The 19,517-nt window shown below is 63.2% G+C and carries 9 protein-coding genes, 1 tRNA gene and 1 pseudogene; 5 read left to right on the plus strand and 6 right to left on the minus strand.

What is annotated here, in order from left to right; genetic code table 11:
• Positions 1 to 254, minus strand: a pseudogene (locus ACNKU3_RS16135) (histidinol-phosphate aminotransferase family protein); the annotation flags it as partial.
• Between the two features lie 1,232 nt (positions 255 to 1,486).
• Between ACNKU3_RS16135 and ACNKU3_RS16140 the strand changes: the two are divergent.
• The 3 genes from ACNKU3_RS16140 to ACNKU3_RS16150 all read left to right on the plus strand — a co-directional run bounded on the left by ACNKU3_RS16140 (position 1,487) and on the right by ACNKU3_RS16150 (position 9,368).
• Positions 1,487 to 4,510, plus strand: a complete 3,024-nt coding sequence (locus ACNKU3_RS16140; RefSeq protein ID WP_418260566.1) for a TonB-dependent receptor domain-containing protein — start codon at positions 1,487 to 1,489, stop codon at positions 4,508 to 4,510.
• Between the two features lie 141 nt (positions 4,511 to 4,651).
• Positions 4,652 to 7,594 (plus strand): amidohydrolase family protein, encoded by a 2,943-nt coding sequence (locus ACNKU3_RS16145; RefSeq protein WP_418260568.1) that lies wholly within the window; start codon positions 4,652 to 4,654, stop codon positions 7,592 to 7,594.
• 25 nt (positions 7,595 to 7,619) lie between these two features.
• Positions 7,620 to 9,368, plus strand: a complete 1,749-nt coding sequence (locus ACNKU3_RS16150; RefSeq protein WP_418260570.1) for a CIA30 family protein — start codon at positions 7,620 to 7,622, stop codon at positions 9,366 to 9,368.
• A 93-nt stretch (positions 9,369 to 9,461) separates the two neighbouring features.
• On the opposite strand, the gene ggt is transcribed toward ACNKU3_RS16150, so the two are convergent.
• The 4 genes from ggt to ACNKU3_RS16170 form a co-directional block, all read right to left on the minus strand.
• Positions 9,462 to 11,192 carry a gamma-glutamyltransferase gene (ggt, locus tag ACNKU3_RS16155; RefSeq protein WP_418260571.1) on the minus strand — a complete coding sequence of 577 codons (1,731 nt, stop codon included), beginning with the start codon at positions 11,190 to 11,192 and terminating at the stop codon, positions 9,462 to 9,464.
• Between the two features lie 84 nt (positions 11,193 to 11,276).
• Positions 11,277 to 13,139: a gamma-glutamyltransferase family protein gene (locus tag ACNKU3_RS16160; protein WP_418260572.1), complete on the minus strand. Its 1,863-nt coding sequence runs from the start codon at positions 13,137 to 13,139 to the stop codon at positions 11,277 to 11,279.
• A 490-nt stretch (positions 13,140 to 13,629) separates the two neighbouring features.
• A complete protein-coding gene (locus ACNKU3_RS16165; RefSeq protein ID WP_418260574.1) occupies positions 13,630 to 16,005 on the minus strand; it encodes a TonB-dependent receptor in 2,376 nt (791 codons plus the stop codon).
• Between the two features lie 348 nt (positions 16,006 to 16,353).
• A complete protein-coding gene (locus ACNKU3_RS16170) occupies positions 16,354 to 17,382 on the minus strand; it encodes an NADP-dependent oxidoreductase (RefSeq protein WP_418260575.1) in 1,029 nt (342 codons plus the stop codon).
• A 284-nt stretch (positions 17,383 to 17,666) separates the two neighbouring features.
• Between ACNKU3_RS16170 and ACNKU3_RS16175 the strand changes: the two genes are divergently transcribed.
• Positions 17,667 to 18,425: an SDR family oxidoreductase gene (locus tag ACNKU3_RS16175; RefSeq protein ID WP_418260576.1), complete on the plus strand. Its 759-nt coding sequence runs from the start codon at positions 17,667 to 17,669 to the stop codon at positions 18,423 to 18,425.
• A gap of 80 nt (positions 18,426 to 18,505) precedes the next feature.
• Here ACNKU3_RS16175 and ACNKU3_RS16180 read toward each other — a convergent pair whose 3' ends face one another.
• Positions 18,506 to 19,057, minus strand: coding sequence for a DUF6265 family protein (locus tag ACNKU3_RS16180; RefSeq protein ID WP_418260577.1), 552 nt, complete (start codon positions 19,055 to 19,057; stop codon positions 18,506 to 18,508).
• Positions 19,058 to 19,321: 264 nt separating this feature from the next.
• Here ACNKU3_RS16180 and ACNKU3_RS16185 point away from each other — a divergent pair.
• Positions 19,322 to 19,398, plus strand: a tRNA-Arg gene (locus ACNKU3_RS16185).
• The last annotated feature ends 119 nt before the right edge of the window (positions 19,399 to 19,517 follow it).

Consider the following 19,517-nt stretch of genomic DNA (forward strand, 5'->3'; position numbering starts at 1 on the left):
GCGCGCAGCTTGATCGCGCTGTCGCCGACATAGTAGGCACCCTGGGCACTGGCTTCGGCCAGCGCCTTGAGCGCCGCCGGGCTCGGGCCGTAGGGGTTCTCGTTGGAGTTCAGGCGGGCGATGCCGGGGGCCGGCCCGTAGATGACGTCGGGGCGTACCAGGGTGGAGGCGCCCGCGGCGTGCGCCAGGCGGCCGCTGCTGGCCGCCAGGCCGGCGGCGCCGGCGACGGCGCCGAGGAACAATCTGCGATTCATCGAAAGTGACATGGAATTTTTCCCCTGTAATGGTGTCTTTTTTCGGGCCCCGGTTCACTGCACACTCGATACCAGTGCCAGGTCAACCCGGAAAAGGAACGCCGCTTGCACCAGTCTCCGCAACGCCCCCAGTAGCGAGACCAGATATAGGTCCTCGACACGCCCGAAGTCCTTCCCAAAGGGTGATTTCTTCATTCTTTTTCCTCCCAAAGACCTCCCGGAGGTTCCGCCGACATTCTTTTTGCTTACTGCTTGATCAACTGCGGAGGAATTTTTCTCTCAGGCGGCGGGACAACATGGCCGTGGGGATTGGCCAGCTAGAATAAAGAAGGAAGACAGCATCCAGACCCGGCACCTGCGGACACCACACGGATCACCCAAACGGGTCACGCTCCCTGCCCGGCATCCTCTCGCTACAGAAAAACGCACAAAAATTTCAGAAGCAGTCCCTATCCAAATTACCCGCAATTTATGCGAATACATATGCAAGCCAATAAGGAAGGGTAGAAGCCAGGACGCCAATTACCCTTACTTTCAAGGTGGAAAAGGCGTTTTACAAGACGTCTCGTTTATTTCGACTATCGCCTTCCCCACCTTGAAAAACAACGACTGCAGCGCTCACCGGACGCCGGAATTTTTTTGATTTTCGTCAAAATTTTTTGCGTGATTCAATGGCAGAAACCAGCTGTCACACCCAGCGGCACGCACTGAAAACTTCGCGCAACTTTGGTGCAACAACCTGCACAATGCACGCGTCGCGGACGTTGGACGACTCCTGTCGACCTGCACATTGGCGCAAGACCCCATCCAGTTCCGAAAAAAAAATCACAAATTCGCTGCTCAAATAATAGCATTCAACACGCCGCACATTACTACATTTACCGCGAATAAAGGCCTTTATTTATAGTGTTTTTTCAGAATCCGAAATTGCGAAGACCGGCGACTGGATTATCCGGATTTTCGTACCTCACAGGGCGCAAGGATAAAAAAACAGGATGATTGGCATGATTTCTGTATAAGCAGGCACGGGTCATCTCCCTCCGCATCAGGTTTAGACCAAAGATGACCCATCCGTACCGCTTGCGCTCCAAGCCAAGCACAGCAAACAGACAGTGCAGTCAGCGTTAGCGGCAACGGACCACGGCAATCCTGCTCGAATGTTGGAGGGACATACCTTGATGTTGTGTAAACCTGTATTTGATTTCCGTTCCGCACCCCGCGGTGCATTTTCCTTGTCAATCCTGCCCGCGGCCATACTCCTTGCCAATGCAAGCATCGCCCAGTCGCAAAATTCCGGGGCAGCGCTCGAAGAAGTCGTCGTCGTGGGATCGCAGATCCAGGGCGCCCGCATAACCGGCGCGCTGCCTGTCTCGGTGGTGTCACAGGAAGAAATCCAGGCGGTCAACGCGGTCTCGGGTGACGACCTGTTTCGCTCGCTCCCGGCAGCCGGCGATGTGACGTTCAATGGCACCTACCTCGGCGGCGGCAACTCCAACGCCGCGCGCGGCGACGTCTCTACCGTCAGCCTGCGCGGCCTCGCCCAGGGCAACACCCTGGTGCTCATCAACGGGCGCCGCTCGGTCGTGCACCCCACTTCGCAAACCGACAACCAGACCCCGGTATTCGGCTACAACATCAACGCCATACCGGTGGCGGGCCTGAAACGCGTTGAAATCCTGAAAGATGGCGCCGCCGCCCTTTACGGCACCGATGCGGTTGCCGGCGTGGTAAACAACGTATTGCAGGACGATTTCGTCGGCCTGGAAACCAACTTCCAGTACGGCACTTCCGAAAACGATGAATGGAGTTTCAACACCCTGTTCGGCACCGAACTCGGTGGGGGGCGCGGCAATGCGTCCTTTTACTTCGGCACGGTGCAGCAGGACGAACTGCTGAAGAAGGATCAATCCTACCTCGCCACGGCTGACCTGCGCCCGGAGGTAGCGGGTACCTCCTTCGCCGATGTGTCGGCGTTCAACGGACTCAGCGGCTACAGCGGCTGGGGGCAGTTCAAGGCGCTCAACCCCGACGGCTCCGTCATCAGTGACCCCATCACCTCCAATGGCGTCCCGGTAACCCGCTCCGACGGCAACTTCCAGATCCACCCCGCCAGCGGCAACTGTGCTGCCACTTTGGTCAGTAGCGATACCCTGTGCGTAGACGATTCAATTACCAGCCAGAACCAGGACCTGTATATCGACGACAACAAGGAGCCCGGGTATTCGCAGCTTCCGTCGGTCGAGCGCTACAACTTTTTCTCCTTCGTGAATTATGACCTCACCGACAAGCTGAGTTTCTTTGGCGAACTGGGCTATTACTGGGCCAAGACAGAGGCCATCAGTTCCTCTGGCGCCTCGCTCGGGCACACCCCGATCTTCATTCCCGCGGACAATTACTACAACCCCTTCGGACCGGTGGGTTCTCCCAACCGCCTGGCGGGACTGGAAGGCGTGCCGGACGAGGGCCTGCCCCTGGAGATCGAGGCCTACCGCTACCTCGACACCCCGCCCAGGAAGGTGGAAGTGGAGAACAGCCAATACCGGATCCTGGGTGGTTTGAGGGGCGATATCGGCGCCTGGAACTGGGAGTCCGCCGTGCTCTACAACGAGGCCAACGTCAAGGACTCGCAGGACCACATCAGCAGCCAGCTGATCCAGCAGGCCCTGGCCCTGACCACACCTGACGCCTACAACCCCTTCGCCGGGGGCGACGTCAACAATGTCTCCAACCCGGTCATCGGTACACCCAACCCACAGTCCACTATCGACAGCTTCCTGATTACCGCCGTACGCGAGAACACCACCAGCCTGGCGCTGTGGGACTTCAAGATATCCCGTCCCGACCTGTTCAGCCTCTGGGCCGGCGACGTAGGCGTCTCGACCGGTGTGGAATACCGCAAGGAAACCTACGAGGACGACCGCGACAGCCGCCAGGACACTTCCAGCCCCTACGTCGACATCGTCTTCGGTGGTGTCTACCCCAGCGACCTGATGGGCCACAGCCCCTCCCCCGATGTCGACGGGGACCGCGACGTCATGTCCGCCTACCTGGAATTCTCGGTGCCGGTCATTTCGCCGGAGATGGGCATCCCCCTGGTGCAGGCGATCGACCTGCAGCTCGCCGGCCGCTACGAGGACTACAGCGACGTCGGCACCGTCACCACGCCGAAGATCGCCGGTTCCTGGGATATTGTGGACGGCCTGCGCCTGCGCGGTTCCTGGTCCGAGGGTTTCAAGGCGCCGAACCTCGAGGTGCTGAACATCCCTGTGCTGGCGCGCAGCTATACCCGCACCGACAACGTCAAGTGTGAGGCCGACCTGCAACAGGGCGTGATCAGCGACTTCTCCGAGTGTAACCGCAGCCTCGGCGTGCTCAGCGAACGCGCCGGTAACCCCGATCTCGAGCCCGAGGACTCAACCAGCTACTCCTTCGGTGTCGTGTTCGAACCGACCTTCCTGCCCGAACGGTTCGGCAGCCTGATCTTCACTGTCGACAAGTGGGAAATCGAACAGACCGGTATCGTCGGCGTCCTGAGTGACCAGACTGCGGTCGACCTGGACTACTACTACCGCATGCTGGGCTCCAGCAACCCGAACATCAACCGCCAGCCTGCCAACTCCGTTGAAGTCGACGAGTTTGCCGGGGTGGTCGACGCGTCGGGCAATCCGCTGGCGGCGGCCGGCACCATCGAGTCCGTCAACGCGCTGTTCTTCAACCTGCTGCCGTTGAAAGTCGGCGGGATCGACTTCGGCGTCGTCTGGGACACCAGCCTCGGCAAACTCGGCGACGTGCGCTTCAATTTCAACGGCACCAAGCTGACCGACTACTACAGTGATCCCACCGAACAGGATGCCCTGCTGGCCAGCGCCCAGGCGTCCGGTGTGATCAATGGCGGCGTCAACCTGGAAGGCACTTCGGGTGACCTGATCGGCCAGAACGGTAACCCGGAATTGAAATGGACGCTGACGACGACCTGGGACAAGGGGCCGTTCCAGGTCGGGTTGATGACCAAGTTCACCGATGCGGTCGAGCAGCCCGCAGTCAGGAACTCCGAGGGTAAGGCGTGGAAGGTCGATTCCCAGACCACCTACAACCTCTACGGCCAGTACACCATGGACAACGGCATGAGCTTCAAGATCGGGGCTCGCAACCTGACCGACGAGGATCCGCCCCTGGCGGCTGGCGGCTACATGGGCAATCTTTACCAGCCCTATGGACGCTACGTGTACGCCAGCATCCACAAATCGTTCTTCTGATGGAACAGCACCAGCCCGGCCGCTAGCGGCCGGGCTGGTGCTGGCTGAACCATCCGTACTCCTTCTTTGTTACCTGGCGCGCAACACCCGGTTGCGCGCAATTTCTTGTCTTTGTCGACAGACGCCACAGGAGAATTTTCCATGCGTTCCAGTTTCCACCCGGCCCGGTTGACCGGCAGCTTGCGATCGCACCGCGTGCATCATTTGCTGACCGCGACCACGATGCTGGCTCTCTGCCTGACGCCCTTCAGTACCGCTCGTTCCGCCCCCGAACAACGCACCTTGATCGATGTGGAAATGACCGAGGGCACCAACATGTCTGCCGCCCTGTCACCGGACGGCAAGACCTTTGTCATCGCCCTGCAGGGCGTGCTCTGGTCCCTGCCGGTAACTGGCGGCAAGGCCACCGCCCTGACCCCGGCTTCCATGGACGCCCAGGAACCGGCGTGGTCGCCCGATGGCAGCACCATCGCTTTCTACGCCTTCGCCGATAACGGTTTCAGTGTCTGGACCATGGCGCCCGACGGCAGCGGACTCAAACAGGCCAGCGAGACCACCGAAGATGCCCGCTACCCCAGCTTCAGCCCGGACGGCGACAACCTGCTGTATGCCAGCGATGGCGCCGGGGGCTACAACATACGCTCACTGGCACTGGACAGCGGCGAATACCGGCAACTGACCTTCGCCAGTGAAACCGGCTACGAAATGCCGCCTGCGCCCTACTTCCGGGGTGCCGGCAACGCGGTTTATCCCGCGCTCTCGCCCGACGGCGACAGCATGGCCTTCGTCATCGACGGCAGCGAGGATACGCTGGTCGTCAGGGACAAATCCGCTACAGACACGCACCGGGCGGTGTTCAGCAGCGCCACCCTGGGCGCGCCGCTCTGGACACCCGGAGGCGACGTGCTCTACATCGCCGGTCTTGAGGAGAATGCCGCCTTCCTGGCCCGTGTGCCGCTCGATGGCAGCGCGGCCACAAAGCTGGTGGAGGGTATGGACGTATTCCCCTTCCGACCCAGCCTGGCCGCCGACGGGACGCTTTACTACACCGCGGACGGCGGTATTCACAGCATCACCCCCGAGGGGAAAGCCGGCCGCAACGTACCGTTTTCGGCGACGGTCACCCTCGACCGCACCCCTTACCAGCGCCGCGCTTATGACTTCGACAACCAGGCGCCGCAAAAGGCCCTGGGCATCATCGACCCGGTGCTGTCACCGGACGGTTCATCGCTGGCTTTTGCCGCCCTCGGCGATCTCTGGCTGGCGGAACTCGCCACCGGCACCACCCGCCAGCTGACCGACGACAAATTTGTGGACCTGTCGCCGAGCTGGTCACCCGATGGCAAGCGCATCGCCTTTATATCGGACCGCGGCGGCAAAACGGCAATCTGGGCCCTGGACGTCGCCTCCGGCGAAACCGCGCAACTGGCCGATACCGAGGCGGTGCCCAACAGCCCGGTGTGGTCGCCCGATGGCAAGGAGATCGCCTACCTCGCCGATTCCATGATCGCCATCTTCCTCGGCGGCACCGTCAACGTGCTCGACGTTGCCAGCGGGGCATCCCGGGTGATTTCCGAACCCATCTTCGGTCCCAGCGCCCCCGCCTGGTCGCCGGACGGCAGCACCGTCGCCGTTTATCACCGCCGCCCCATCAGCAGCCGCTTCCGCGAGGGGCACAACGTGATCTACCTGCTCCCCGCTTCCGGTGAAGGCGACAAGCTCATGGTCAGCCCGGTGCCCGGCAAGTCGCTCGGGCGCCGCCAGTTCAACCGGCCCGCGTGGTCGAGCAAGGGCGACATGGTCTATCGCATCGACGGCCAGCTGTGGTCGGTGCACCTGTCTACCGACGGGACCACCGGGACGCCAGTCGAGATCGCCGGCGCTGGCGAGAACCCGAGCTGGTCCGCCGACGCCTCTCACCTCGTCTACCTCGACGGCGCATCGATCAAGCTGTATGACGCCGCCAAAGGCTCCACCCGCAGCCTGGATGTCCAGCCCGAGTGGCAGCGCGCGCTGCCCGCCGGCGCCCTCACCATCCGCGCCGGCAAGCTTTACGACGGCACCGGTGACAGTTACCGGGAAAACGTCGACATCCACGTGAAAAACGGCGTCATCAGCGCTGTGGTGGCAGCCGGCAGCGCGCCGGTCGAAGGTGAACTGATCGACGCCTCGCAGCAGGCGGTGCTCCCCGGCCTGATCGAGGGCCACACCCACCTGACCACCGCCCAGGGGATTGGCCTCGGGGAAACCTACCTGAGCTTCGGTATCACCAGTGTGCGCGAAACCGGGACCGACCCCTACTTCGCCGTGGAACGCCGCGAGGCCGAGGCCTCCGGTCGACGCAACATGCCGCGCATCTTTACCGCGGGCCCGCTCAACGAGGGCGCCAGGGTGTCCTACGGTGTCTCCGACACCGTGGGCAGCGTGGAACGGGCGGAGGACAGCATGCGCCTTTCCGATGAACTCCAGCTGGACATGTACAAGAGCTACGTGCGCCAGGGCTATACGGTGCAGAAACGCGTCATCGAACTGGCCCACGCCAGCGGCATCCCGCTGTCGTCACACGAGCTCTACCCCGCTGTCGCCAACGGGATCGACCAGATGGAACACTTCGGCGCGACCAGCCGCCGCGGTTACTCGCTGAAGACCTCCCGCCTGCACCACGCCTACCAGGACGTGATCGCCCTGATCAGCCAGTCCGGGATGGTGCTGACGCCCACCCTCGCGCTCGAGGCCAGGGGTGACAGCGTGGAAGCCCAACTCGCCACCCTGCGCAAGCTGGCGGCGGCGGGCGCGAAGATCCAGGCGGGCACCGACTCGCCCTTCGTGCCGCACGGCGAAGCCCTGCACCGCGAGCTGGAAATCTACGTGCAGGCCGGCCAGTCACCGGCCTGGGCAATCCGCACCGCCACCAGCGACTCCGCGCGCTACATCGGCGCGGGCGACCAGATCGGCACCATCGCCCCCGGCTACATGGCGGACATCCTCATCGTGGACGGCGATCCCCTCAAGGACATCCTGGCGCTGCGGGAAGTCGATACGGTAATCAAGAGCGGCGCCGTCGCCTGGCGGAAATCGCAATGAAAACGCGCTACGAGGTATAGGCACAATGAAACACCTGAAACTTCACCTGGCCGTCCTGGCCCTGTTCCAGGCGGGCCAGCTGGCTGCAGCCGAGCTGGCCATCACCCGGGCCACGATCTTTCCCGCCACGGGAGAGATGCCCTACTCGGGGACCGTGGTCATCGACGAGGGGCTGATCAGCGCCATCAACCGGGATGGCAGCTACCCGGCGAATACCCCGGTACTGGACGCTGAAAACCTGTCCCTGTTGCCGGGCTTTTTCGACCTGCACACCCACTTCACCCCCCGCGGCTACCCGGCCACCCTGCCGCAGATCGCCCAGGCTTATGTCGCATCCGGCGTCACTACGGTGCTGGATTTTCACCAGGCACCGGAGGCCTTCGCACCGCGCCGCGAGTGGCAGGAAAGCGTCCCCGCGCCGCACATCCGCATGGTGGCGCGCACCAGCACCACCGGCGGCCACGGCGCGGACTGGAGCGACACGACCACCACGAAATGGGTGGATACGCCCTACGCGGCCACCAAAGCCATCGACGAACTGGTGCCCTACCAGCCCGACGCCATCAAGGCGTTCACCGACGGCTGGCGCTACGGCTCCGGTGTCGACAATACCAGCATGAACGAACCGACCCTCGCAGCCCTGGTGGCGGAGGCCCACGCCAATGGCATGCCGGTGCTGTCGCACACCGTTACCGTCGAGCGCGCGGGCATCGCCGCGCGCGCGGGCGTGGATGTGATCGCCCACAGTCTTCTCGACCGGCCGCTGGACGAGGCGACTATCGCGGACATGGCCGCGGCGAAAACCTCCTACGCGCCGACGCTGGCGGTCTATGAGCCGGAAAAGCCGGGGCGCGACGTACCGCCGGAAGTCATGGAAAAGCTCCGGGAACGCTTCCAGGTAGGGTTGGACAACGTCAAGACCCTGTCTGACGCCGGCGTCAATGTGGCCCTCGGTACCGACGCGGGCATGATCGGGACGCCGCACGGCGCCTCGACCCTGCGGGAGATGGAATTGCTGGTGCGCGCCGGCCTGAGCCCCGCGCAGGCGCTGCAGGCCGGCACCCGCAACAGCGCCCTGGCGCTTGGCGTGCTGGACCAGCGCGGCACCATCGAAGTCGGCAAGGCCGCCGACCTGGTGCTGGTCGACGGGGAGCCCTGGAAGGAAATCGGCGCGGTGCGCAATACGGTCTATACCTTTGTCGATGGCCGCAAGGTATTCGGTCCCGGCGCTCCGGCGGCGGTGACCGCCACCGTCATGGAACCGGCACCGGCCGCGACGCTGATCGATGATTTCGAGCGCGCCGACGGACGCACCAGCCTCGACACCCTGCGTACCGGCGCGCCGGACGGCGGCCTGGAGCGCAGCTGGCAGATCATCCAGACCCTGCCAAAAGTGGACGGCGGCAAGGTACTGTTGTTGACCGGGGAGCTGGCCTCCCGGGAACAGGCGCAGATCGGCGTGGTGCTGCCCCTGAGCCAGGGCAGTGTCCAGCCAGTCGATGCCAGTGCCTTTGAGGGCCTGTCGTTCGAACTGCGTGGCGACGGCGGTCCCTACCTGCTGTCGGTCACCACCACCGCGGGCAACTGGACCAGCCCGCTGCAGGCGGACAGTGAGTGGCGCAGCGTCAAGGTGCCGTTCAGCGCGTTGCAGCCCCTCGATCCCGCCCAGTCCCCCTGGTCCAGTGCCGCGTTGATTGACGTCGGCTTCCTGATCCAGCGGCCGGGTTCCAACCAGGAAACCTGGCTCGGACTGGACAACGTCGCCTTCTACTGAAGGACTCTGCTGCGCAACAAAAAAGCCCCCGCATAGCGGTGGCTTTTTTTGCGCCGAACCGTCGCGGACAGCCCGGCGCCCATGCAGCGCAGCTCAATAGGCCAGTGCGGTTGCCTCCCGGCGCATGTCCGCACCGGTGCGCAAAACACCGTTGGACAAGCGCTGGATAATCTGCAGGCTGCCGAAATTGGCCACCCAGCTTTCACTGAGCGTCACCTGCTGCCCCTTGCTGGCAAGTGTTTCCACCACCGGTCCCGGCAGGCGCTGGTCCAGGACGACTTCCGTGCCGGAACCTATGCGGAAGCGCGGCGCCTCGATAGCCTGTTGCGGCGACATGCCGAACACCAGGCTGTTGAGCAGGGCCTGCCCAATAAACTGCGGCTGGCCGGAACCGCCCGGCGTACCGATGGCCATTGCAAACTTGCCTTCGTCATCCGTGACCATGGTCGACATCAGGGTGTGGAAAGGCCGCTTGCCCGGCGCGACCTGGTTAGGGTGCCCCTCCTCCAGTGAAAAGCTCGCGCCGCGGTTGTGCAGCACGATACCGGTACCGGGTACCATCAGGTTGGAGCCGAAACTGCCGAACAGGCTCTGCACCCAGCTCACCGCGTTGCCGTCCTCGTCCACCACCATGAGGTAAACGGTGTCGCCGTCCTCGTTCATCAGCGCACCGCTGTCATCCGGAATGCTGAGGCCGGAGATGTAGTCTCCGCTGGCGCGCTCGCCAATCAGCGCTGCGCGCTGGTTCAGGTAGTCCCGGTCGAGCATGGCTGTAACCGGCACGTCGGCGTAGGCGGGATCGGCCACCCAGCGGTCGCGATCGGCAAAGGCGATACGGGTGATTTCAATCATCTGGTGCAGCAATTCCGCGGAATTCTGTCCCATCGCCGCGACCGGCCGGGTCTCGGCCATGGCCAGCATCTGCAGCAGGACAATCCCCTGGGAATTCGGCCTTACCGTGTAAACCTGTTTGCCGTGAAACGGTATGCTGGCCGGCGTGGTCCACTCCGGTTTGAAGCCGGCGAAATCCGACCGGCGCAGCGGGCTGCCCTCCGCTTCGAGGAAATCGGCGATCTTCGCGCCGAGCTTGCCGCCGTACATGACCCCGGCGCCTTCCTTCGCAATACTGCGCAGGCTCTGCCCCAGGTCGGGATTTTTCACCACGTCACCGGCCTGCAGGGGGCGCTCATTCGGGTAATAGACAGCTTTGCCGGCGGCATTCAGGCGCGGGCCTGCCTGCTCGAGGTCCGCCGCCAGGGTCGTGCTGACCATGAAACCCTCCTCGGCAACGCGGATGGCGGGTTGCAGGGCCTCGCTCAGGCTGATGGTCCCATAGCGGGCCAGGGCCGCCTCCCAGGCGGCGACGGTGCCGGGCACCGTCACCGTGAGCGGACCGGTAAACGGCATGCGCGTGAGGCCCTGTGTCGTGTAGAAGCCGGGCTCCGCCAGCCCCGCCGCGGTACCCGAAGAATTCAGCGCGGTGATGTCGCCGCTCTGGGCCTCGTAAAACAGGGCGAAGGTATCGCCGCCCACGCTGTTCATGTGCGGCCTGACCACCGCCAGCATCGCCGCCATGGAAACCGCGGCATCGACCGCGTTGCCGCCGGCTTTCAGGACCTCGTATCCCACCTGGGACGCCAGTGGGTGTTCAGACACCACGGCTGCGTGCAATCCGCCCACTTCGGGCCGTATTTCCTGCACCAGGACATCCTCGGAGGTACGGACTTCAGCACCAGCGGGAATCGCCGCCAGGGGCAGCCCGGTGGAAACAATGGCCAGCATGGCGGCTAGCCGCGCGACACGGCCGGGGGGCTGGAATTTCATCGTGGTCTTTCTCCTCTTCAGGGTTTGAAACAGTGCGCCGGGAAGGCCTGGCGGCCAATCCCGGCGGCGGTGAGAGTGGCCTGCCTACCAGCCCACGGCGTAGGCCGCGCGCCGGGGATCTGCGCCCGCGGTGACGGTGCCGAGGCTGGCGTTGCGCAAGATCGCCTGTATGCTGCCCAGTGAGTAGGAAGGCGCGAGTTCTATCGCATGCCCCCTCTCCACCAGGCCCTCGAATAGCGCCACCGGGACCCGGTCCTCGATACGCAGGGTGATCTGCGCGCCCGCCTTGTAGAAATTGGGTGCGGCAAAAATACTGAAACGCGGCGCCTCGATCGCTTCCTGCACGCCCATGCCAAAATCCAGCACGTTCACCAGGACCTGGAACTGCGTCTGGCCAATGGTTTCACCCCCGGGCGTTCCGAGGGCCATGACGAACTCGCCGTCCTTCATCACGATGATCGGGGAGTTGTTCAGGATCGGTACCTGGCCGCCGCGGGCGTAGTTGATATCCTCGGGATAGGGCGAGGTGGAACCGATGCGCGTGCCGTTATTGAACGTCAGGCCGGTATTGCCCACCACTACGCCCGTGCCGAAGGCACCGCCGTGGGTGGGCGTCATCGCAACCACGTTGCCGGCCCTGTCGAGGATGGAAAAGCTGGTGGTGCTGCCGGCGAAAGATGGCTCGCGGTTTGCCGCGACCAGGGGATACTCGCCGAGGGACGCGAGGTAGGCCGAGGAACTCTTGTAGCCGGGAGGCTGGCCCGGTTCCGGGAAGGCCATCGTTGTAGCATCCGCCATGAGGGCGCGACGGCTCGCGATGTACTGGTCCGAGAGCAGGCCCTCGATGGGCATCCGGTAGCGTGCCGGGTCGGCCACGTAATGGTAGATATCCGCCTTGGCCAGCTTGATGGCTTCCGCCAGGAGGTGGGTCACCGCCGGGTGATCGTGCCCCAGCGCTGCAAGGTCCGCGTGTTCCACCAGTTTCAGCTGCATGGCCACTTCCAGGCCGCCCCGGGAGCTTGGCGGCGAGGTATAGATGTCATAACCGCGATAGGTGACGTGCACCGGCCGGGTCCACGAAGGCTGGTAGGCTGCGAAATCCTCCAGGCTGAACTCGCCCCCGTTTTCCGCGTAGAAGTCCGCCATCTCCCCGGCGATATCCCCGGTGTAGAAACGGTCGTAGGCTGCCTGCAGGGCGAGTTCCCGCGAAGCGCCATTTTTCAGCGCCGCGGCTTCCGCCGCCACCAGCTTGCGAAAAGTCTCGGCGAGGTCGTTCATGTAGAACTGCTCACCGGGATAGGGAACCCGGCCCGCCGGCAGGAGCATGGCCGCGCTTGTCGGCAATTGCTGGTAGAACTTTTCATCGTAAGCGATCGCCTTGGCGACGGAGGCTTCGAGAGGATGCCCCCCTGCGCCGTAGGCAATGGCCGGGGCCAGCACCTCGGCGAGGCTGAAGGTACCGTACTTCTGCAACATGCTGACCCACCCCCCGAACAGGCCGGGGACCACACCAGCGTGAATGCCCTTGTTGAGCTCTTCAGGCGTGAGGGCCGCCGCGTCCAGCGCCATCGGTGCAGCGCCAGTGGCGTTGAGCGACCAGACCTCGCCGCTCGCCGCGTCGTAGTAGGTGGCAAAACCGTTGCCGCCGGCGCCGGACATCTGCGGGCGAACCACGTTGAGCGTCGCCAGTACCGCCACCGAGGCGTCGATGGCATTTCCCCCATGCATCAGTATTTTCAGGCCCGCCGTGGCGGCCAGTGGATGACCGGCGGTCACCAGCCCGTTGGGCCCCGGGACTTCCGGTCGGTGAATGCTGCGGGAACTGCTCATTTGCAGGGGGTAGGCATTTTCCTGGGCGGCAACCCTGCCGGACAGGCCCAGGCAGGTCGCGGCAATCAGGAATGTGGCAGTAAGAAACGTGGAATAACGCGCGTGGAATAAACTCATCTGCTCCGTCTTGATCTACAGCGGTCGGGGAATACTTGCAACACGCGATATCAGCAAGAACTGAGCCACTTGACTGGAAAATATTCAATTACTGGCAACGGATTACCTGTTTGGGTGAATACTGCTCGCGGGGATGATCGACGATTCTCCCGGTGACGTCGCAATCGCGCCTCAGGGCACCAGCCAGCCACTGCGGAAAAGGGCGAAATGCCGGTAAAAATAGCAGCAAACGGCGTCAGCGAAGATGAATCGCGCCAGCGCAGGTACAGCGGCAAAGTGGATGATTAAACCAGTCGCGCCAACGGCGTGACGGACCGGCTGGTTGTCGCACAAGAACCGCCAGTACAAGTTTGGTGCAAGGCAAAGGCAGGGGGAACGAAAAGCGTGCGAAAGAGCGAGTATCCGCCGCGGGAATTGCCGACCATTTACCGCCCGGTGACCGTGCATGGCGCGAGAGTCCGCCTCGCGCCATGCACGCGGAACACTACGCTCAGAACATGACGCTGAAATCGATGCCGTAAACCCGCTCTTCCATGTAGTTGGCGGTGACTGCGGCAGTCAGGTTGAGCGAGTAGATGGGGTCATCGTTGTCGGTAAGGTTGCGCCCCCACAGCGCGACTTCGCCCTCGAAGTTGCCCAGGCGGATCTGCCTGAGCGCCAGCCGTGAATTGACCATCCAGCCGGCCTCGCTGGATTCGAGGAAACCGTACTCCGGCACCGCCGCCGAACGCGCGGGGTTCGGGTCGAAGCGCATATCGTCGCGCCAGATACCGGTGACGTTGAAGTACAGGTAAGTGTCGTCAAACAGCGGCGCACTCTCGTAGGTTGCGGACAGGTTGCCGTTCCACTCGGGGCTGCGCGCGGGCAGGTAGGTACCGCCGTAGATCGGGACGCCAACCGAGTAGGCGTTTACATCGCTGAAGTCGGTGTATTCGTCGTCCACGTAACCGATTACCAGTCCGAGGGTAAGGCCGTCCAGGGGCAGCGCAGTCAATTCGAGCTCGACGCCCTGGGAATCCTGGTCGCCTCCCAGGGGCACGATCAGCGTACCGTAGCTGGCAAACTCTGCAGCCAGTTCCGGGTCGATGTCCCGGATGGCACTGGCGACGATGGTACCGGAGGACGGGTTCTGCGGATCCTTGTAGGTGACATCGAACAGCGCGATATTGCTGCGCAGGCGGCCGTTGAAGAAGTCCGCCTTCAGGCCCAGTTCGAAGGACAGGGCCTCTTCCTTGTCGAACTCCTGCGGGCCGATCTTGCCGCCGGGCACATAACCCGTCGAGTATTTTCCGTACACCAGGAAATCCTCGGAGAACGCGTAATTGAGGCCTACCAGGTAGGTGCTGTCGGTGCTCTTGTAGTCGAAGGTGCTGTCATTGAAATCCGGTGCTGTGCCATTCCTGACCAGGGTTTCCCGCTCGTCCCGGGTCACGCGGTAGCCGAGGATGACATCGATGTCTTCCGTCACGTGGAATTCGCCCTGCACGTAGGCCGCGTAGGACTTGGTATCCACGAAGTAGCGCGACTCGTTGCCGGGGTCGACGATGTAGCCATTGGGTCCGGGGAAGAACACCTTGTTGCTGACAGTTCCCGCGGTATTGGGCGGGCCCACTTTGTCATTCTGCTCGTAGTAGAGCAGACCGCCGGTCACCGTGACGAAATCCGACTCGAAGTTGAGCTGGGTCTCGTTGCTGAACTGGTCCCCCGCCGACCAGGCATTGGAGCACACCAGGCAGAAGCCGAGGCCACCGCCCAGTTGTACGCCGCTGAGGCCGCTGATATCCGAGGGCTGCCATACCTCTGCCTCCCGGTAGGCGGTGATGTTCTTGAAGGCGAGATCGTCGTTGATCTCCCACAGCGCAACGAGACTGTGTCCGGTGACCTCCTGGTCGCGCTCCACCGAATAGGCGTCCAGCACCTTGTCCGGCCGCTTGGTGGACGGGTAGATCGCGTAGGACAGGACGTCATCGCCGTTCTGCGCCGCCGCAAACAGGGGATCGAGCTGCGAAGTCACGGAACCCAGCACCTGGGCATCCGGGGTACCGGTGTCGGTGCTGTGGTCGTACTTGTAGGTCATCTTGAAGCTGTCGTTGGGCTCGAACGCCAGCGCGATAAACAGGGATTCCGTATCCGTGTCGCGCAGGCGCTCGGGCGAGGTGTCCACCCCGAAGCCGAAGGCGGTGCGATCCCACTTGACCCCCGGCGCCATGTTTTTCACGTCGCCGTCGCGCTCCTCCATGACATAGCTGATGTAGCCGCTGAAGGGACCCCAGGCCGGGGTATCCAGCGTCGTGCGGCTGCGGAAGTGATCGTTCTTGCCGAAACCGAGATCCTGGCGGAAACCGAGCTCGCCATCCGGGTCGCGGGTGGTGATGCTGACGGCGCCGGCGGTGGCGCTGCGCCCGAACAGGGTTCCCTGCGGCCCGCGCAGCACCTCGATACGGGTGATGTCCGGCAACTGGAACATGGTCCCCCGGGCGGAGCCGATATAGACATCGTCGAGGTAGATCGACACCTGCTTGTCGGCCCCGGCCACCAGGCCGGTACTGGTTCGCCCGCGCACCGTGAATTCCGGGATATTGGTGCCACCGGCGGTGGGGCGCACCAGGGCATTGGGCGCCAGGCCGCTGATATCCTCGATGCTGAACACCCGGTTGGCCTCGAGGGTGTCCTCGCTGAGCGCTGTTACCGCGACCGGCACATCCTGGATGCTCTGTGCCCGTTTCTGGGCGGTGACGATGACTTCCTCGAGCGCGGTAGCCTGGCTGTGGGCGTCAACAGCCGCCCAGGGGCCATAGGCGGTCAACAGGACAGAGCCGACAAGCAATGGGGTGGATTTCAGGGCGAAAGGGCGTTTCGCAGTCATTATTATCTCCTGCTTTGTTATCCGGGATGGAATTCTTATAGGGTGCAGTAGCTAAGACAAACAGGGCGCGCGCGGATGCCGGACGCGCAAGGGGCATTGGTGGTTGATGATTTCGCGGGTGTCCGCGGCGGGCACAACCCGGCCGCAGTGCTTCGGGCGTTACAGAAGCAGTTCCCCTGTAGCCTGGTTCCGGTGAGATACGGAAGCACACCGACATAACTGAACTCTTATTATTTTTTTACAGCCTAAACCACCCTCACGGGCGACGCAAGCACCGACCCGGCAGGCGCGGCATGCAGCAAGGAGTGCGCGCCCGGACCGGAGCCCGGGCGGCTAAAGCGGGCGGCCTCAGGCCTCTTCGGTCAGGTCTACTTCAACCAGCGCCTTGCCCTTGGTCTTGCCCGACATCAGCTCACAGAAGGCCTGTGGGGCCTTGGCGATGCCCCGGGTGATATGCTCGGCGACCCTGATATCGCCGGCGGCAATCCATTCTGCCAGCTGCGCCTGGGCCGCGGGCACCTTGTCGTGGTAGGTGAACAGCAGGAAACCCTGCAGGGTGAGTTGCCGCGCCACCACCTCCCAGAGGTTAGTGATCGGGTTGGGGTTCTCGGTGCGGTTGTAGTCGGAGATCATGCCGCAGCAGACGATGCGGCCCTGCACCTTCATCGCCAGCAGCATGGCGTTGAGGATCGGCCCGCCGACGTTGTCGAAATAGATGTCGACGCCCTCCGGCGCCAGTGCCATCACCGCCGCGGTGATATCTCCGGCGGTGTTGTAGTTGACCGCGCCGTCGAAGCCGAACTCATCGACGATCATGTTCGCTTTTTCATCGCTGCCGACAATGCCGATCACCCGGCAGCCGCGCATCCGGGCGATCTGCCCGACCATGCTCCCGGTGGCGCCGGCCGCCGCGCTGACGACGACGGTCTGCCCGGCCTTGATATGGCCGATCTCGTGCAGGCCTACATAGGCGGTGGTACCGGAGCCGCCGAGCGGGCCGACGTAGTAGGACAGGGGTACGCCCTCCTTCGGGTTCAGCTTCTCGAACAGGATGGATTCCACCGAGCAGACGGAGTAATCCTCCCACTGGTTCATGCAGAAGATGACGTCGCCTTCCCGGTAGGCGGGGTCGTTGGACTTGATCACCCGGCCCACGGTAGGGCCGCGCACCACCCCGTTCAGGGGAATCGGCTCGAAGTAATTGGCCTTGCCCTCCAACCAGCCGCGAATAGCGGGTTCGAGGGAGAAATACAGGTTGCGGATCAGGATCTCGCCCTCGCCCGGCTCCGGGATCGGACTTTCGACGTAACCGAAATGCTCCGGCGTGGGATTACCCTGGACATGGCGAAGCAAGGTGATCTGGCGGTTCTGGTTCATGGGAAAATCCTGTTGTTATCAGTTTTTGGCCGGGAAAAACCTGCGTGGAATTGTCGGCGCCTTGATTCGCCCGGCAGGTGCTGTAACAGTCGTCGCTGCCGCGCCGCTCGCCTGCTGTCTCCGCTCGCCGTTATTTGAGGCGAAAGTGCGGACTTACCGGTTTCCCGGGTAAGCAGGAGCAAATTATAGGACGCAAACATAAAAGTCAAACGTGTTTGCTTTTTATTTTATGGTCGGATAACCTGCGCAGCATACAGACACCACTCCAATAAAAAGGTATTGCGATGAAGAAACTCCAGGACAGGGTGGCGCTGGTCACCGGCGGCGCAGACGGCATCGGCGCCGCTGCCTGCGCAGCAATGGCCGGGGCAGGCGCCTCGGTGGTCGTCACCGATATCGACCTGGGTCGCGCCCAGGCCCTCGCCGACAGCCTCGGCAACAACGCCAGTGCGGCGGTCATGGACGTGCGCGAGGAGGACGCCTGGCGCACGGTACTGGGCCAGGTGATGGAGAAGTATGGCCGCCTGGACATCCTGGTCAACAATGCGGGTGGCGCCGGCGCCGGCAATATCGAGGAAATCAGCTTCGACGATTTCCGCCAGTCGATCCGCCTCAACCTCGAAAGCGTGTTTATCGGCTCGAAGCTGGCCATCGAGCTGATGAAGGGCCGCGGTGGCAACATCATCAACGTCTCCTCCATCCACGGTATCCGTGCCGCCGCCCACGCGGCATCCTATACCGCCGCCAAGAGCGGCGTGCGCTACCTGAGCAAGTCGATCGCCCTGCACTGCGCCCAGAACGGCTACGGGATTCGCTGTAACTCGATCCACCCCGGCTACATCCTCACCACCCAGATGCAGGCCTGGGTCGACCGCCAGGACGACCCGGAGGCGATGATGGCGGGACTGGTCGCCCAGCACCCCATCGGCTTCCTCGGCCTGCCCGAGGACATCGGCGCCGGCATCCTGTTCCTGGCCAGCGACGATTCGCGCTTCATGACCGGGACCGAACTGGTGATGGACGGCGGCTTCACCCTGATTTGATCCGGCTTGAAGCGGTGCCGCGGCCGGCGCCCGGGATCGGGTACAGGCCGCGTCAGCCCTGGCCGGAGGGGCATTTCCGCTCAGCGCGCTACTGTGGAACCGCCCACCCGGTGGTAGTTGAATTCGAGTTCAGTGGCCTTGCCACCGCTGCTGCCAGTCAGAACGATGACCGTCATCCGGTCCCTGCCATGGCGCCGAATGGTCAGGCCGTCGAAGAAATAACTGTCTTCCTCCACCCGCACCAGCGGGAATTCAGCGCTTTCAGCACGCTCTTCCCAGCCGACCAGGTCGGGACCGAAATGTTTCAGCCGCAGGACCAGGCTACCCGCTTCTTCCACCAGGGTAATGAACTCGTAAAAGCGCACCCGCTCCCCGGCGGTCAGCCGGAACATGCCCATCATCGCCCCGCCTGCCGGCGCACTGTAGACCTCCTCCGCATCGCCCATTATCGACTCGCCCCGCCAGCTGCCCTGCAACCAGGCGAGGTCGGCGAGCTGGGCAGGCGGGGATGCTGCGCCGGGCGCCAGGTCCAGGGTCTGGCGCTCCTGCGCCCACAGGCAGGCGCTGGCCAGGGCAGCGACCAGCACCAGCGTGTGCGGGGGGAATACGCGTAGATTGATCGACGATTTCATGGTGCATTGACCTCCGCAAGGTCGTGACCTGCCCCCCTGGACGGGAGAAGCCTTGAAACCGGGGAGATGTGTCGAACCGGGTTTGCTAAGCGTAGCAGCCCGCTCCGCAAGTGAAAGGCACGTCGCCAAAGAATTCGAGCCCGGCGGAGGGCTTTGCCTGCCGCCTATTCCATTTACCCGGCCCAGCAAGTACAATTGCCGCCCCTCGAGTACATCGAATTGTCAGGATTTTGCTTATCCGACAGGTACTTGGGAGCACACCACCCGCCCGTAGCTCAGCTGGATAGAGCGCTGCCCTCCGGAGGCAGAGGTCAGAGGTTCGAATCCTCTCGGGCGGGCCATTCAAGACCGGTCTGTTCCGGGTCCATTCTTGGCGCACAGGTGACAGTTCATTCCTGGAGCATAGGTAACACTTTCGGAGCGAAGGGATTCCTCCCCACCGGCTCCACCTTGTTCAACT

The organism is Haliea sp. E17 (assembly GCF_048323675.1).
Lineage (GTDB): Bacteria > Pseudomonadota > Gammaproteobacteria > Pseudomonadales > Halieaceae > Mangrovimicrobium.